Origin of the sequence: Alkanindiges illinoisensis (genome assembly GCF_004377485.1) — a bacterium.
Lineage (GTDB): Bacteria > Pseudomonadota > Gammaproteobacteria > Pseudomonadales > Moraxellaceae > Alkanindiges > Alkanindiges illinoisensis_A.
The window spans coordinates 1-16,271 of the sequence record NZ_SNTY01000022.1 but is presented as its reverse complement, the minus strand read 5'-3'; the positions used below and the strand labels follow the sequence as shown (position 1 = coordinate 16,271).

Annotated in this window: 18 protein-coding genes; 11 read left to right on the top strand and 7 right to left on the bottom strand. The window is 48.1% G+C overall.

What is annotated here, in order from left to right; genetic code table 11:
• Positions 1 to 25: 25 nt before the first annotated feature.
• The gene (pgaC, locus tag E2B99_RS06805) at positions 26 to 1,303 is read left to right on the top strand and encodes a poly-beta-1,6-N-acetyl-D-glucosamine synthase (protein WP_134244187.1); all 1,278 of its coding nucleotides are present in this window, start codon (positions 26 to 28) and stop codon (positions 1,301 to 1,303) included.
• 51 nt (positions 1,304 to 1,354) lie between these two features.
• A complete protein-coding gene (gene pgaD, locus E2B99_RS06800; RefSeq protein WP_134244186.1) occupies positions 1,355 to 1,894 on the top strand; it encodes a poly-beta-1,6-N-acetyl-D-glucosamine biosynthesis protein PgaD in 540 nt (179 codons plus the stop codon).
• 71 nt (positions 1,895 to 1,965) lie between these two features.
• Here pgaD (E2B99_RS06800) and pgaD (E2B99_RS06795) read toward each other — a convergent pair whose 3' ends face one another.
• Genes pgaD (E2B99_RS06795) through pgaB form a run of 3 tightly spaced genes read right to left on the bottom strand, consistent with a single transcriptional unit; the run spans position 1,966 to position 5,680 of the window.
• On the bottom strand, positions 1,966 to 2,373 hold the full coding sequence (gene pgaD / locus E2B99_RS06795) for a poly-beta-1,6-N-acetyl-D-glucosamine biosynthesis protein PgaD (RefSeq protein ID WP_134244185.1): 408 nt from the start codon (positions 2,371 to 2,373) through the stop codon (positions 1,966 to 1,968).
• Between the two features lie 15 nt (positions 2,374 to 2,388).
• The gene (pgaC, locus tag E2B99_RS06790; RefSeq protein WP_134244184.1) at positions 2,389 to 3,657 is read right to left on the bottom strand and encodes a poly-beta-1,6-N-acetyl-D-glucosamine synthase; all 1,269 of its coding nucleotides are present in this window, start codon (positions 3,655 to 3,657) and stop codon (positions 2,389 to 2,391) included.
• A gap of 13 nt (positions 3,658 to 3,670) precedes the next feature.
• A complete protein-coding gene (pgaB, locus tag E2B99_RS06785; protein ID WP_240687758.1) occupies positions 3,671 to 5,680 on the bottom strand; it encodes a poly-beta-1,6-N-acetyl-D-glucosamine N-deacetylase PgaB in 2,010 nt (669 codons plus the stop codon).
• A gap of 378 nt (positions 5,681 to 6,058) precedes the next feature.
• Here pgaB and E2B99_RS06780 point away from each other — a divergent pair, with 378 nt between their 5' ends.
• Positions 6,059 to 7,276 (top strand): MFS transporter, encoded by a 1,218-nt coding sequence (locus E2B99_RS06780; protein ID WP_134244183.1) that lies wholly within the window; start codon positions 6,059 to 6,061, stop codon positions 7,274 to 7,276.
• A gap of 113 nt (positions 7,277 to 7,389) precedes the next feature.
• On the opposite strand, the gene ykgO is transcribed toward E2B99_RS06780, so the two are convergent.
• Together ykgO and trpS are read right to left on the bottom strand one after the other, a co-directional pair.
• Complete coding sequence (gene ykgO / locus E2B99_RS06775) at positions 7,390 to 7,515, bottom strand: type B 50S ribosomal protein L36 (protein ID WP_134244182.1); 126 nt, start codon at positions 7,513 to 7,515, stop codon at positions 7,390 to 7,392.
• Between the two features lie 167 nt (positions 7,516 to 7,682).
• Entirely contained in the window at positions 7,683 to 8,699 is a 1,017-nt protein-coding gene (gene trpS / locus E2B99_RS06770; RefSeq protein WP_026471409.1) for a tryptophan--tRNA ligase, read from the bottom strand.
• 342 nt (positions 8,700 to 9,041) lie between these two features.
• On the opposite strand from trpS, the gene E2B99_RS06765 reads away from it, so the two are divergent.
• From E2B99_RS06765 to E2B99_RS14715, 8 genes are all read left to right on the top strand, one after another.
• Positions 9,042 to 9,506, top strand: coding sequence for a hypothetical protein (locus E2B99_RS06765; RefSeq protein WP_134244181.1), 465 nt, complete (start codon positions 9,042 to 9,044; stop codon positions 9,504 to 9,506).
• A gap of 292 nt (positions 9,507 to 9,798) precedes the next feature.
• Positions 9,799 to 10,734: a DUF808 domain-containing protein gene (locus E2B99_RS06760; RefSeq protein WP_134244180.1), complete on the top strand. Its 936-nt coding sequence runs from the start codon at positions 9,799 to 9,801 to the stop codon at positions 10,732 to 10,734.
• A gap of 63 nt (positions 10,735 to 10,797) precedes the next feature.
• A complete protein-coding gene (gene ypfJ, locus E2B99_RS06755) occupies positions 10,798 to 11,739 on the top strand; it encodes a KPN_02809 family neutral zinc metallopeptidase (RefSeq protein WP_134244179.1) in 942 nt (313 codons plus the stop codon).
• A gap of 111 nt (positions 11,740 to 11,850) precedes the next feature.
• Positions 11,851 to 12,171: a hypothetical protein gene (locus E2B99_RS06750; RefSeq protein WP_134244178.1), complete on the top strand. Its 321-nt coding sequence runs from the start codon at positions 11,851 to 11,853 to the stop codon at positions 12,169 to 12,171.
• Positions 12,172 to 12,465: 294 nt separating this feature from the next.
• A complete protein-coding gene (locus tag E2B99_RS06745) occupies positions 12,466 to 13,674 on the top strand; it encodes an MFS transporter (protein WP_134244177.1) in 1,209 nt (402 codons plus the stop codon).
• 164 nt (positions 13,675 to 13,838) lie between these two features.
• Positions 13,839 to 14,069 (top strand): TMEM175 family protein, encoded by a 231-nt coding sequence (locus E2B99_RS14725; RefSeq protein ID WP_205669645.1) that lies wholly within the window; start codon positions 13,839 to 13,841, stop codon positions 14,067 to 14,069.
• A gap of 24 nt (positions 14,070 to 14,093) precedes the next feature.
• The gene (locus E2B99_RS14720) at positions 14,094 to 14,246 is read left to right on the top strand and encodes a hypothetical protein (RefSeq protein ID WP_205669644.1); all 153 of its coding nucleotides are present in this window, start codon (positions 14,094 to 14,096) and stop codon (positions 14,244 to 14,246) included.
• A 4-nt stretch (positions 14,247 to 14,250) separates the two neighbouring features.
• Positions 14,251 to 14,430, top strand: a complete 180-nt coding sequence (locus tag E2B99_RS14715; RefSeq protein ID WP_205669643.1) for a hypothetical protein — start codon at positions 14,251 to 14,253, stop codon at positions 14,428 to 14,430.
• Between the two features lie 105 nt (positions 14,431 to 14,535).
• Here the strand turns inward: E2B99_RS14715 and dapA are convergent, their stop codons facing one another.
• Positions 14,536 to 15,420, bottom strand: a complete 885-nt coding sequence (gene dapA / locus E2B99_RS06735; RefSeq protein WP_134244176.1) for a 4-hydroxy-tetrahydrodipicolinate synthase — start codon at positions 15,418 to 15,420, stop codon at positions 14,536 to 14,538.
• Positions 15,421 to 15,729: 309 nt separating this feature from the next.
• Positions 15,730 to 16,271 (bottom strand): IS30 family transposase (locus tag E2B99_RS06730; protein ID WP_134244175.1); only part of this gene is annotated, 542 nt, incomplete at its 5' end.

Genomic DNA, 16,271 nt, shown 5'->3' with positions numbered 1-16,271 from the left:
AAAAACTATTTATCGAGTATGACCTATGTTGATTGATGCCCTGAACTGGCTGCAAAACTTATCGGTGCGCAATGCGCTATTTGCCTTTGCGTTTTACTATCCCTTGCTCATGGCCTGGCTGTGGATCATTGGCGGCATCTGGTTTTATTTACGCCGTGAATTACGTCGTCCTGCCTTGCCACAATTTGACCAGACTGCGCGGGGTTGTAGCATTTTAATTCCCTGCTACAACGAAGAGCAGCATGTTACAGACACCATCCGTTTTGCGCTGGCCACCCGTTATCCCAACATTGAAGTCATTGTGATTAATGATGGCAGCACCGACCAGACCGAGCAGATTGTTGAAGCACTGGCCAAACAGGATGCAAGAATCCGCATTGTGCATTTGACCAATAATCAGGGCAAGGCATTTGCGTTACGGGCAGGCGCACTGGTAAGCAAATATGAATACCTGGTGTGCATTGACGGTGATGCCCTGTTACATCCGTATACCGTGCACTGGATGATGGATCATTTGCTGAGCGGCCCACGGGTGGGGGCAGTGACTGGTAATCCGCGCATCATTAACCGTTCCAGTTTGCTGGGCAAGATTCAGGTGGGCGAATTTTCGTCCATTATTGGTCTGATCAAGCGGGCACAGCGTACCTATGGCCGTATTTTCACTGTGTCGGGTGCGATTGCCGGATTCCGTAAAACCGCATTGCACCGGGTGGGCTACTGGAGTGAAAACATTGTAACCGAGGACATTGATATTTCATGGCGCCTGCAACTGGATCACTGGGATATCCGCTATGAGGCGCAGGCATTGTGTTACCTATATATGCCGGAAACACTGAAGGGCCTATGGAGCCAGCGTTTGCGCTGGGCACAGGGCGGGGTTGAGGTACTCTTGAAATATGGCAAGGCACTGTTTCACTGGAAAGCACGCCGTTTCTGGGGCGTGGCCTTTGAATACCTGCTGAGCGTGGGCTGGTCGTATGCCATGCTGATTATTTTTATGTTGTACTTTACTGGCCTGGTGGTTGACTTGCCGGAAAGCTGGTATGTGGCCAGCATTTTGCCGCAGGTTTATGGGCTTTTTCTGGGCGTAACCTGTCTGGTGCAGTTTTTTATCAGCCTGTGGATGGATCGCCGTTATGATCAGGGCCGGATATTACGCAACTATATCTGGGTGATCTGGTATCCATTGTTGTACTGGATTTTGTCCATGCTCACCACGGTGGTGGCCTTGCCTAAAGCATTGCTAAAGCGCTCGAAAAAACGTGCCCGCTGGGAAAGTCCGGACCGTGGTATCAGTGTTTAACCTTATCGCTTACTAAGATTTTAACGTTTAACTGGCTTAGGTGAGAGAAAAATGGGCAATGAGAACAAGATGGGCATTGAAACGATTCTGGATAAAAACTTTAAACATGAAAACGTGGTGTTGCCAGCCTTTATTGACCGTCCGGATTTGCAAAGCTGGTCGCAACGCGGCGTTTTTGGCATGCTTGCAGCCGCAGGATTGATGGTATGGCTGTATCTGTTTATTCCCTTGCTGAGCCTGCTGGCATGGTGGTTTGGCTGGCACCGGTTTGACCAGTATATTGTTCACGATTATGAACATGGTTTTAGCCAGCATTTAACCAGTCTGGTGGCGGTGATCATGATTCTGGGACTGATGCTGCTGGCATGGGCGTCGTATAATATCCTGCGCTTTTATAACAAAGAGCGCCGCCATCCTATGCCGGATGTTCAGCCCAGTGACATGGCACATTTTTACGAGCTTGAAACTCACATGGTTGAGCAGGCACAGGGTGCGCAGGTCAATTTATTTTTTTATGACCGTCAGGGCAAGATTGTCGATATGGCTTTCCCTGTGCTAGAGCAGGTAGCCCAACCGGATAAGAAAAACTGAGTGCGCAACTAAGAAGCTGTTTTACTAAAATCCTGCCTTGCCGATGCAGGGCAGGACACGTTATGTAAGCATCAGGTCGATTCAATGCGGATAATTCTGCCCTGATCATCATGGTGTACCACACAAATGCTTTGCGCGCGGCCCGCTTCAATTTGTTCAGGCTGGATACCAAAGTGGCTGGCGTAGTCGTCAAGGGTGCGTGCTACCGGATTTTTAACCTTATGGGAAGGAAGTGTGCTCCATAACAATAAGGCAGCTACTGCGGAAAATAGCGCAGTCATATAATCCTCAAAACTGGCCATGTTGAGGAAATGCAGCAATGCCGCTGGATGTTTGACACTCATCACCCAGGTAAAAATCAGCACAGGCCGCCAGAGCAGCAGCCAGATGCCCCACATCATGGCGGTTGAGGTATCAGAAAATAAACGCTGATGCCAGCGCAGTTGCTGGCGGGCATCGATAATTAATGCGTGATTCATGCTATTCACTATAATTTATTGAGAGGGTCTAACACCACGGTCTGGGCTAACCCAGCGTGCCCGTTTACCCTCGCGGCGTAATAATACTTTAGGAAAGGCCACAATGGTAGAGCAAATATTAATCATCCAGAATACCAATGGATACCAGATCATCCAGTAATAGTTGCGGCCAAGGCGCGTTTCGTAGCGGCTGTCCATCCATTTACTTAAGGCAAATTGCAGCAGGCAGGTTGCTCCCAAAAACACACCAGTCCCATTAGGAACAAAGGGTGAGCCAACCCGTGGCAAAGTGTGCACGGGCAGGATAAAGCTCAGTAACCACAGCACAGCCACCAGCAGCATCAGGTATGACCAGACTAGCGATAAGCAAAGCTCCAGCATCAGCGGCCACAGGAAGTTCTGGTTGGACTTAAAGAACACATCCAGATTTTTCAGCAGTACCTGTGCACCACCCATGGCCCAGCGTAAGCGCTGTTTCCATAAGCCAAGCAGGGTTTCCGGCATCAGAATCCACACCAGTGCATTGGGTTCAAACTGGATATCCCAGCCTGCGCGTTGCAGTTTCCAGGTAATGTCAATATCTTCGGTGAGCATGTCCGCAGACCAGTAGCCCACATCGTGCACAGCACTTTTGCGAAAGGCAGTAATCACGCCTGACACAGTAAACAGGCGGCCAAAACTGCGCTGTGCCCGCTTGATCATGCCGACAATGGACGAAAACTCACCCACCTGAATCTTGCCCAGCAGGGTAGTGCGGGTACGAATTCGTGGATTGCCCGTCACGGCTGCCAAAGTTGGGTCTTTGACAAAATGACGCACCATCCAGTGGGCGGCATGCGGGTCAAGCAGGGCATCACCGTCAATACCAATCAGGTACTCGGCTCTGGCCAGCAAACTGCCTGCCTGGAGTGCCATTGCCTTGCCCTGATTACGTGCCAGATGCACGACCTTGAGCTTGTCATACTGGGCTGCCAGCCGGTTAAGCACGTCGGCAGTGTTGTCACTACTGCCATCGTTAATGGCAATTACCTCAAAATCCGGATATTGCAGCGCCAGTGCATGCCGGATGGTTTCTTCGGCATTATCACCTTCGTTAAAGCAGGGAATCAGCACACTCACCGCGGGTGGCTGTTCCAGCACAGGTGGTGTCTGGTAGGGTGGTTCCTTGCGTTCGCGCCGGTAAAACAGCAGCGCACCCATCATCCATAAATACGACATGAACAATGGATAATAAAACACAAAACCCAGCAGCAACTGCCAAAGATGTTCAAGGTGACTAAGCATTGGACATTACCTTTTAGGGCAGGGCTGCACTGGTTTTACTGTCAAATACCCGGCGCAGGACGGCTGGGTCCGGGTGGTCCTTGATTGGGTCATCCGGGTAATAGCCCACGTGGCGCACACCTTGTAAGTACAATTTGCTAATGGTGGTAGCCAGTTCATCCGAAGACACGGGCGTATTGCTGCGCCAGTCGGTTGCCTGAAGTTCAAACACGGTTTTTTTCAGCCCCTCAGGATAGCTTTTGACCCGCTTGACGATACTGCTGTAAAACGCATCCGGATCTTTAACCTGTTCCATATAAGGCATGGCCATGATGGCAGTAAAATCATAATCGCGCAGGGAGTTTTCCAGTGACTGCGCATACCAGTTTTCGGCATAGGCCTTGAGCGCAACTTGTGCATACAGGTTACGAGCAGTTAGCAGGCAGGGCTGTTGCTTGCGCACTTCTGCGGCCAGTGACAAGGCAAATTCATCCAAAGTCTGGGTTTTAAGCGCTGTCCATTTTTGCAGCAGGGCATCATTGCCGCGAATAGCATTCAAGTCATCCGGCAAGCCCCATGCGGCATATTGTGCTTTGGCCTTGGGACTGTCATCTTCATAATCCGACATGGTGACATCATCATGGAACAGGATGCCATCAAACGGGACAGACTTGGCCAGATCCTGATAAATCTCGCTAATGGTTTGCCGGGCCAGTGCTGAAAATGGCGACAGGCGATGGTAGCCCATATTCAAATGCTGGCTGTCCTTACCTTGTTCAGTGACCACAATGTCTTTTGAGGCAGGGTCACTGTCCGGCAGCTCCCATGCCAGCAAAGGCATCCACGCATACACGCGTTTCACCTGTGTGCGGGTACGGATTTGCCAGGCAACCCGGTTAAACAGGTCTGCCCGCATCGGCAAATGCCGATTGGGAAAATACACCATATCGGCTGAGCCATTGGCATCCGGATCGGAAAAAGCTTGCAGGTACACGGTATTGACATGCATGGCTGCAATCCGGTCCAGCAAATGGCCCAGGTTGCGTTCCTGCTGGTCCGGGTCGGGGTCATAAATATAATCCAGATCCACATGCATAATTTTCTGCGCACGGTTATTATCGGTGAGCTGTTGCTCACGAATGCTGATTTCATGGCCCAGATCACTGGGAGTCATGCTGCGGTCTACCAGAATGCGGCGCAGTGCAGAAAGCGGGGTGGAGGGCAGGTTTGGCCCGTCATCCAGCGTAAAGGTAATCGGCATGCCCAACTGGCTGGCTATGTCCAGCGCAACAGTGTTATAGCGTCCATAGGGCCAGACCATAATGCGCGGTTTTTTCAGGCCATGCTTGATGAATAAATCATTGTTGGCCTTAAAGTCATTATACAAACGTATCCGGTAGGCCTGATCTGGTTCATAGGTTTTTGTGGCTGGATCATACAGGCGCGCGGTAACAGCAGGCTGCATATTGCCCTGTGGATTGGCCAGAATGCCATCATGCAGGTCATAAGTGTGGCTGGCAATTTCCACCAGACCGCTATCACTCATCTCGCGCAATTGGGCCCAGCTAAACATGCTGTTGCGGCTAATGGTCTTGCCATCAAAATCCACCGGCTGATTGCCTTCTGGCAATAACCAGTTGCCCACCAGTGCAAGCACCACCGGAATCCTGTAATGCTTGATCAGCGGATAAGCATGCTGATAAAACGACGTATAGCCGTCATCAAAGCTCAGCAACACCGCCTTGGCCGGAAGTGGCTTTTTACCCGCACGCGCTGCCAGCACATCATCCATGCTAACAAAGTGGAAACCATGGTTTTTTAGCCACAGTACCTGTTGTTCAAACTGCTGCGGAGTAACAGCATAATCGGGAATCAGGGCTTGCTGCGGAGCTGCAATTTCATGGTAGCCAATAATGGTTAGTTCGGCAGGCATGGCAACAAATGATTTATTAAAAGTCTGGTTTGAAGCAATGGGTTTGGCATAGCTGGGCACCATAAAAGCAACACACAGCACCACCGACAAAAAAGATAAAAGCCGCGTCATAAGACACACTCAAAAAGACAAAAATCACCAAGCTGCAACATCGCAGGTGAATAAAACGCCAGGGGCATCAGGATTGGAGATACTGCAAATCAGTTAGCCAGTAAAACCATGCAATGAATGAGCGCATCATATACCCAAGCACTGAAAAATAATGATGAATTTTTGAAGAAATCGCTACTTTATCGTAATTTTTCCAGCGAAGGGTTTAAGGCTGCTAAAGCCCATTAAAATTCTAATGTTAACTATTTTTAATTTATAAGCTAAAAAATGTAGTTTGGTTAAACAATAGAGGGATTCCAATCCAGCAGTTGCCTTATAATTAAGCCCTTAATATAAACCTGATAGCCTTGCAATTACCTGTCTGATGTTGAGTCTTTTATGTCGAGTTTAAATTCGCCCCAACTGATGCATTCTGCTTCCAAGCGTTCTGGTTATTCATTACTGTGGGTGATTGTTGCGCTAGCGCTGGGTGGTTTTGGGATTGGTACTACTGAATTTGTGGCAATGGGGCTGATTCAGGAAATTGCACAGGGTGTTGGCGTTACGGTACCGGTGGCAGGCCACATGATTAGCGCCTATGCGCTCGGGGTTGTGGTTGGTGCGCCAGTCATTGCCATTATGTGTGCTCGCGTGCCACGCAAAGGCCTATTGCTGGCACTGATGCTGTTCTTTACCGTGGGCAACGCGGCCACTGCCTTTGCACCGGATTTTAATAGTCTGGTGATTTCGCGCTTTATTGCTGGCCTGCCACATGGCGCTTATTTTGGTGTGGCTGCGCTGGTGGCTGCCACGCTGGCCGGACCTGCCAGACGCGCACAGGCGGTGGCGCATGTGATGCTGGGCCTGACCATTGCCACCGTGATTGGCGTGCCCTTTGCTACATGGCTAGGGCAGCATCTGGGCTGGCGTAGTGGCTTTATGTTTGCCGCCGCAATTGGCGCACTCACCATTTTGGCCATTAGCGTAACTTTACCCAAAATAGCCATAGCTACCAATGCCAGTATACAAACCGAACTGGCAGGCCTAAAAAACCGCCAGATGTGGCTAACACTGGGCATTGCCGCGATTGGTTTTGGCGGATTATTTTCGGTGTATACCTTTGTGTCACCCCTGCTGACCCATTATACCCAGGTCAGCATCCGCTATGTGCCTGTAGCGTTGGCCGTGTGGGGCCTGGGCATGGTCAGTGGCGGTCTGGTTGGTGGCTGGCTGGCTGATCGCGGCATGAAAAAAGCCCTGTACAGCATTGTGTTTAGCATGATTGCAGCTTTTACCATTGCCCCCTTTATGATGCAAAATTTTTACAGTGCATTGATAGCGCTATTTTTAATGGGCGCAACTGGCATGGCACTGGGGCCAGCCTTGCAAACCCGCCTGATGGATGTGGCGGGTCAGGCGCAAACACTGGCAGCTTCATTAAATCATTCGGCCTTTAACATTGCCAATGCACAAGGAGCATGGCTGGGCAGTATGGTGATTAGTGCTGGCTATGGCTGGCTTGCGCCAATTTGGGTAGGAGTTGGCTTAAGTATTGGTGGGCTGGTAATGTTAATGATTTCCCTAAAGCTTGATAAACAGCCATTAGACAAGCAGTAAATAAATAAACAACCTAGGCATTAAATCCAAAATCTGGCAATGATTAATTTTTATATTACCAATAATTCAAACAGCCCGTATTCAAAAGCGAGCTGCTCATTTCAACTGGCGTTTTAACCCTGCCGTGCCTTAAAGCGCGGGTTGCTTTTGCAAATCACATATAGCTTGCCACGGCGACGAACCACCTGACAGTTAGCATGACGTTTTTTGGCACTTTTTAAGGAAGATAAAACCTGCATGATGCATACTCAAATTTTTTCATTGGATATGTTATAACATAATGATAATGATCTGTATAGTTGGGAAATGGTGCTATAGCTTAAGATTTAAGAGCTAATAGTAAAATAAATAAAAAAGCCTTAAGCAGTGACTTAAGGCTAGACTAACGCCATTAATCCAGCATCAATTAGAAGCGGAACAGCCCCAGTGCATTTTTTACTTCATCCAGCGTTTGCTGGGTGACCACCTGTGCTTTTTGCGTGCCTTCGCGCAGCACATCCATCACATAGGCCGGGTCTTGCGCAAACTGGTTACGGCGCTCGCGAATCGGTGCAATCATGGCCACCAGTCGCTCATACAGGCGTTTTTTCAGGACAGAATCACCCAAACCACCACGCTGGTAATGCGCTTTTAGCTCGGCAATTTCTTCGGGGAATTCGTCAAAGGCATCCAGGTACGTAAATACCACGTTGCCTTCAACCTGCCCCGGATCACTGACCTTTAAGTGATTTGGGTCGGTGTACATTTTATTGACGGCTTTTTTAATATCATCATCGCTGGCATTCAGCACAATGGTATTACCCAGTGATTTGCTCATTTTAGCCTTTCCATCAAAACCAGGCAGACGCGCCACGTTGGACAGCATGGCCTTGCATTCCGGTAGAATGTCCCGTCCCACCTGACGGTTAATACGGCGTGCAATTTCATTGGTTTGTTCAATCATGGGAATCTGGTCTTCACCCACTGGCACCAATGTGGCTTTAAACGCGGTAATATCCGCCGCCTGTGCTACCGGGTAGCACAAAAAGCCAGCCGGAATGTCGCGCTCAAAACCGCGTAATACAATTTCCTGCTTAATAGTCGGATTGCGTTCCAAACGGGCTACCGTTACAAAGTTCAGGTACAGCATGGTTAGTTCAGACAAGGCTGGCACGCAGGATTGCACAAAAATCGTGGTCTTGGTGGGATCAATGCCCACAGCCAGATAATCCAGCGCCACTTCCAGCACATTACGCTGCACTTTTTCCGGGTTATCAAAATTATCAGTCAGCGCTTGTGCATCGGCCAGCAGCAAAAACTGATGATGCGTATCCTGCAACGTGGTACGGGTTTTTAATGAGCCAGCATAATGTCCCAGATGAAGTTGTCCCGTGGTTCGGTCACCGGTTAATACAATAGGACGATTGTCGGTAGTACTGCTCATAAATCCAGTTCCGCTTTCATAATAATAAATGGGTATGGCAGGCTAAGGCTGCAAATATGCGGGTATTGTAGAGAATTCAACCCTTTTTTGTTGTATATAATTTGAGCGAATTGTGACTTTTGCCAAATTAATTTAAATTAAAACGGTGTTCAATTGCAAAGCTGCCTTAGCCTAAATATTGGATTGGCCAAAACTGGCGTTCAAGGCTTTAGCCGCAAGCTATATCCTCACAACCTTAAAACGATGACGGTAATGAAAACAACTTATCCGAGTAAAATGATTATAAAAACAGCCTTTTTTGCGCTGGCTATGGATCTAGGTTTCGCATTTGGTGCGTCCGCTATGGCAGCCACTCAACTGCTGGCGATGTCTGATCGTGCTTCACTACAAAAACCGCAACCAGTACAATCCCTACGTGCCATTTACCGGGGACGGGTGAAACCAGAACCACCGCCATTACCGTTCTATCGTCAGGTGATTAGTGAGTCACCGGGTTATCATCGCTATAGCACACACTCGCGCAATGAACGACGGACAGGTGAGCAGCGTCCACAGATTGCTGCAAAACTGTATTATCAGGCGCCCAGCACCACCATTATCAATCGGCAGGTTGAAGTCATTGCCCCGCAAAATGCCACCAGTGACGTGTATTTTAATCAGGATACCTATTATCTATATCCGTCGGGTTCGGGAAGCTATCATCCGGCCCAGCGTTATATTCCACCCGTCATTCCAATTAGTCGTGATCCGCAAGCCACTGAAAACCGCGCCAAGCAATGGACCGATAAAGCCGATTTCAATCCATAATAAAAGCCGCCATATTTAAAGTTTGACCCAGCAGAAAAGCTGATGAGGGCTGTAGCAGGACTCAGCTTATTCATCAGAGCGTGGCAAAAAATTGCTATTGTTGTGAAAAATCTCATTAAAACTGTGTAAACCTTTAGGCTTTTTAACGCCCCGATTCTCAATTGTGAAGAAGCTTTTTGCTTAGATTTTAGACTTGCTTTGCAAAAAATAATCTTTTTACAGCAATTTATGGATAGAACTAAGATTTAAAATTCCGTATGTTAGTACTAATTAAATCGTTGAGTATAACAAGATGGCTGGGGCCAGTTTACTAACTTTACTGGATGACATCTCCACAATTCTGGATGATGTGGCGCTCATGAGCAAAATGGCGGCCAAAAAAACTGCCGGGGTACTGGGTGATGATCTGGCATTAAATGCCCAGCAAGTGAGCGGGGTACGGGCTGAGCGTGAAATTCCCATTGTCTGGGCTGTGGCCAAGGGCTCCTTTATCAACAAGGTAATTCTGGTGCCACTGGCGCTATTGATTAGCGCATTCTGGGAACAGGGCGTCCTGTTGCTATTGATGCTGGGCGGCCTGTACCTGTGTTATGAAGGGGTAGAAAAGCTGGCGCACAGTTTTTTCCATCGCAAGGACAAAACCACAAGCGAAGACAGCACAGTTGAAAAAAAGGCAGAACTGGACATTAACAATCTGGCCCAGTTTGAAAAAGAAAAAACCAAAGGCGCCATCCGTACCGATTTTATTTTATCTGCTGAAATTATTGTGATTAGTCTGGGTACAGTCGCTGATGCGCCGCTTATGGATCAGCTCATGGTGCTCAGCATCATTTCAATCGCGATGACGATTGGCGTGTATGGGCTAGTGGCCGGGATTGTCAGGCTGGATGATGCAGGCTTTTACCTGATGAAAAAACCTGGTCCATTGGCCAAACGTATTGGTCAGGGCCTCATCAGTTTTGCCCCTTATTTAATGAAAACCCTGTCGATTGTTGGTACGGCGGCGATGTTTCTGGTGGGTGGCGGCATTATTGCGCATGGCGTACCGTTGTTTCATCACTGGATTGACCACCATGCTGAGGCAGCAGGCGGTGTACCGGGTTTTGGCCAGTTATTTGAAGCCCTGTTGCCTACCGTGTTAAATGGCCTATTAGGAATTGTGGCTGGTATTATTGTTTTGGTTATTGTGAGTCTGGGTCAGAAAATCTGGACATCGGCGCGGTCTTAAGCCAGTTATTTACTGTAATAGGTAGAATCAGTTTCAACATCATCGATAGACAAGGGGTGCATCATGCGCTGGAAAGGACGTCGTGAAAGTAATCAGGTTGAAGACCTGCGTGGCAACTCCGGCTCAGGCCTGGGCGGTGGTGTAGGTCCGCTGGCCCTGATGGGGATTTTTTCCCGGCTGGGCATAAAGGGCACCATTGTGGTGGTGATTCTGGGGCTAATTGTCTGGAAAGTATTTGGTATTAATCCGCTGGCCATGCTGGGTGGACAACCAGCAACCCAGCAGGTTTCCCAGCCGTATCAGGAAAGCGCGGAAGATGCACAAACCCGGCAAATGGTCAGTGTGATTCTGGCCGATACCGAAGACACCTGGCAGCAGATTTTTGCCAGCGCTGGCAAGCAGTATCAAAAGCCAACACTGGTGTTATTCCGGAATGGCGTGCAATCCGGCTGTGGCGCGGCACAATCTGCCATGGGGCCATTTTATTGCCCGGCAGACCAGAAGGTGTATATCGATTTGTCGTTTTTTCAGCAAATGCGCCAGCAAATGGGCATTAGCGGTGATCAGCAAAACAGCACTGAAACGGCCAATACCAATCAGGCCGGTGACTTTGCCGAAGCTTACGTGATTGCACATGAAGTGGGCCACCATGTGCAAAATCTGCTGGGGATTTCCAGCCAGGTGCAACAGGCACGCCAGCAAGCCAGCGAAACACAGGGCAATGCCTTGTCGGTTCGGCAGGAATTGCAGGCTGACTGTTATGCCGGCGTGTGGGCCCATCATAATCAGCAGCGCACCCAGTTTTTGCAAGCAGGCGATGTCGAAGAAGCGATGGATGCTGCGCATAAAATTGGTGATGACTATCTGCAAAAACAGGCACGGGGTTATGTGGTGCCGGATAGCTTTACGCATGGCACCAGCCAGCAACGGGCACGCTGGTTTAATACCGGTTTAAACACAGGTGATTTAAATCAATGTGATACGTTTAATACTCAACAGTTGTAACAAAATATGTATAATGGGATAATGATTTGCTACTGAAATAAAATCAAAAACAGCGTATAAGATAAGCAATGGATCGTGTGTGATGCCGATCCTTTATAAAGGAGTGGTTTGATGAGAATCAAACATCTGTTAGGTATGGGGCTTTTGATGCTGGGCATGGCTCAGGCCTGGGCTGCGCCCATTGAATACACAGCGGGCAGCGCACATCAGGGCAATGTTCAGGGCAATGACATGGATTGGCGTTGCAATGGCGGCAGTTGCAAGGCAACAGGTAGTAGCGATGGCAGTGACGCGGATATGAAAGCCTGTCAGTCACTCGCCAAACAGGTTGGACCACTGGGTTATTTTAAATCCAATGCTGGCACAGACTGGTCGCCTTCCAAAAATTCCAACCGCATGGCGCTGTGTAATTCTGCAGTAGCCTTTAAGTAAGGCAGGCAATGGATTAAAGGTTTTATCAAGCTTTTAATCAATACCTGCTTTATAAACAGTAGATCAAAAAAGCACTTTTTATGGGTGCTTTTTTTGTGTCCTATATTTGCTATGCTGTATAAGATTTAAAGTAATTACAGTTACTATTAAACGCTCATATTAAATGCTAACTACTTGCCCAACTGACTAAATATTTAAGCCAGCCAGTTGATTTATCACCTTTAATTACAGTTCTGTCAAAAGTTTCGGGCATAATTTGCTGCAATCATTTCGCGCTATTATTGTAAAAATCTGATGTCTACATCCAGAACTACCCCTGACAATTCGCACCCGCAAGCAGCATTAAGCCGGGGTATGGTTATGCTCATGGCCTTTACCACTGGTATTGCAGTGGCCAGCAATTATTATGCACAACCTTTACTGCACAGTATTGCTGATTATTTTCAGCTCTCGTATGCCAGTGCTGGGATTATTGTCACGGTGGCTCAGCTCTCTTATGCCTTGGGGTTGGTGTTGCTAGTGCCGCTAGGGGATTTGTTTGAGCAGCGTCGTCTGATTATTAGTATGTTGCTGTTATCCACCAGTGGCTTGCTGCTGAGCGCCTTATCGCAAAATATCTGGATGCTGTTTATTGGTACCAGTATCACCAGTTTTTTCTCGGTGGTGGCGCAGGTGATTGTGCCGCTGGGTTCTGCGCTAGCCAGCCCAAACCAGCGCGGGCAGGTGGTGGGCACCATCATGAGTGGCTTGCTGCTGGGTATCTTGCTGGCGCGTACGGTGGCCGGCTTTTTATCAGACCTTGGCAACTGGCGTACCATTTACTGGTGTGCGGCGGCCATGCTGTTACTCACCACAGTGGTGTTGTACCGCAACTTGCCCGTGCGCCGTCAATATGCAGGTTTGTCCTATCCACAGTTGCTGGCGTCCATTTTTACCTTTTTTAAAACTGAAAAAGTTTTCCTGTGGCGGTCAGTCATTGGTGGGCTGATTTTTGCCTGCTTTAGTATTTTATGGACACCGCTGGCCTTTTTATTGTCTGAAGCTCCATTTGGTTTTTCAGATTTTTTGATTGGGCTGTTTGGTCTGGCCGGGGTGGCTGGTGCGCTGGCTGCCACCAAGGCGGGCAAAATGGTGGATCAGGGCAAATCAACACAAACCACTACCTTGGGCTGTATTTTTCTAATGCTGTCGTGGATTCCCGTGTACTTTGGCGGCCATTCGGTGATTGCGCTGATTATTGGCATTATTGTGCTGGATTTATGCGTGCAACTGGTACACGTGGTGAACCAGAATATGATTTACCAGATCAAACCGGAAGCCCGGAATCGCCTGAATGCAGGCTATATGCTCAGTTACTTTATTGGCGGGGCTGTGGGTTCGCTGGCTTCGGCATGGATGTACCAGCATTATGGCTGGGCTGGGGTTTCTGCACTTGGGCTGCTGCTAAGTAGCATGGCGCTATTGGTCTGGCTGGCTACGCGGCATTACGAAAAAGCTGGCTGATATGAAGGTTTTATCTAGACCTTGCCGCATTAGCACTTAGGGTTTTTTAGCGGAATCATTGAGATATCGCCTTTTACAGCGTTTGAAAACTGATGTGATCAACAATTAGGGCTTTAAATTTTTTATTAAACAGAACCATCTGTTAGCAATACATAAGGAATTCATTGTGCAAAAAAAACCGGCTTGAAGCCTTTAGCGATGGTGTGCTGGTCATTGTGATTACCATTATGGTGCTGGAGCTTAAAGTGCCGCATGGCTCAGACCTGCATGCACTGACACCATTAATTCCGGTGTTTTTAAGCTATATCCTGAGCTTTTTATATATTGGCATTTACTGGAATAATCACCATCACCTGTTGCATGCCACTCACCATATCAATGGCCGGGTGTTATGAGCCAACCTGCATTTGCTGTTCTGGTTGTCATTATTGCCGTTTAGCACCGGCTGGATGGGCGAAAATCATTTTAATGCGCTGCCCACGGCAATTTATGGGGTGAATCTGGCGGCTTGTGCGGTGGCTTACTGGATGCTGGTTCATAGCATTACCTGCGCTGCGGAAGACAATAAATAACATCTTGCGCTTTGCCATTGGCCGTGATTACAAGGGCATTTTTTCAGTGATTGGTTACTGTCTAGCTGTACCGCTGGCGTTTTATTATGAATGGCTGGCCCAAATGATTTATCTGGCGATTGCATTGCTTTGGGTAATTCCAGACAGCCGGATTGAAAAAAATATAGCCAAAAATCCCGTTTAAAAACTGCCATAAGAGAAATATCGTTTTACTGTAAATGATTGAGGCACTTTAATGCTGAGCTGGCCTATTGCAGTCAGTTCAGCATATCTTATTCAATGCCTGAGATCAGAGATAAGAAATATCCAGTTGCTCGGCCAAATGACCAAGTTGTTCCACCAGTCCTGTAGAGGCAGGTAGCAGTGGAAAGCGCAATTGATTGGCAATTTGCCCCTGTTGTGCCAGCAAGCCTTTAAGTGGGGCAGGGTTAGGCTCGGCAAATAACTGCTGAATTAATGGACTGACACTGGCAAAAATCTGCTGTGCTTTAGCCAATTGACCCGCTTGAATCGCCTGCATCATTGTGACATATAAATCTGGCCGGATATGCGTCGCTGCTGCAATAGCGCCGTGACCACCCATACACAGGGTATTAAAAATATTGAAATCTTCACCAGCTAGCACCTGCAAGTGACCATCAATAATCAAGGCCTGCGTGATTGCCAGTGATCCAGCACAATCCTTGATAGCCTGAATATTCGGATGGCGCGCCAGCGTTAATAGCGATGACAATTCCAGACTGATGCCTGTGCGATAGGGAATTTCATAAATTACCAACGGTTTTTCACTGATATCCGCCAGTCGGCTGAAGTACTCAACTAGCCCCTGTTGTGATGGTCGGATATAGCTTGGCGAGCTCAGCATAATCCCTGCAATCTCATACCGGTTGAGCTGGTGCATACGTTCACAGGCTTGTTTAAACGTACTGGCAGTAAGACCGGCAATGACAGGCAAGCCCTGGGCTGCGGCTAAGGTTGTAGCCAGTACGGCATCCTGTTCTTCAGCGCACAGTAACGAGGCTTCACCGGTGGTACTTAAGCTGGCAAAACCACGAATGCCGCTGCTTCGGTACTGTTGAACCAGCCGGGTCAGGGCGGTATGATCCACACCTTCATCATCAGCTTGCAGTGGAGTAATCAGGGGAATCCAGATTCCGGAAAAATCAAAAGACATGAGAGTTCTCTAAGCAATATTGACCGGCTTAGGGGACATCAGATGGCGGGAAGTTGTTTATAGCGTAGGGCTTTGCACTGTTCCGTCACTCATCTGACGGAACAGTTGCCCCGATCAGATCAGCAACTGTTTCTTGTGTTTAGGCTGGTTAACGTGCAGGAAAGTATGGATACCACGGCATTGTTCTAATTGAAATAATGCATGGAATACACAGCTTAAGGAATGCAACATTAAACGGGCCATGGGTTGAATATAGGCGGTTCACTGCTCAAAGGCAACCCGGTTTTTCAAATACAGCTTTTTAAGCACTTAGATTAGCATTTGAAGTGCAACACCATGTTCTTGGAATAATACCTGACTCGGACTTTTAAATCCGAATCTTTTTCTTGGACGATGGTTCAATCGTTGAGTGATTTCTGCAATATATGCATCCGTATAGTCATTCAAGTCACTGCCTTTTCTAACATATTGTCTGATCAATCCATTTGTATGTTCATTCGTGCCTCGCTGCCAGGTGCTATAAGGATCAGCGAAATACCAGTCGACCTCTAATTCCTGAGCAGTATACTCATGCAGGCTGAACTCCTTACCATTATCTGCAGTAATCGTCTTCAGCTGTGCTTTGATGGGTTCCAATAATCTGATCGTGGCTTGGCAAATTTCCTCAGCCTTTCGCGTGCTACACTTTTTCAGCCAAAGATAACCTGTCTTCCGGTCTACAATCGAAACCAGGGATTGTTGGTGATTCTTGCCAACAATCGTATCTATTTCCAGATCACCGAAGCGAGAGCGCTGCTCAATCTCAGCAGGTCTGTCGTGAATGCTTTTGCGGTTAGTCAGCTGACCACGAG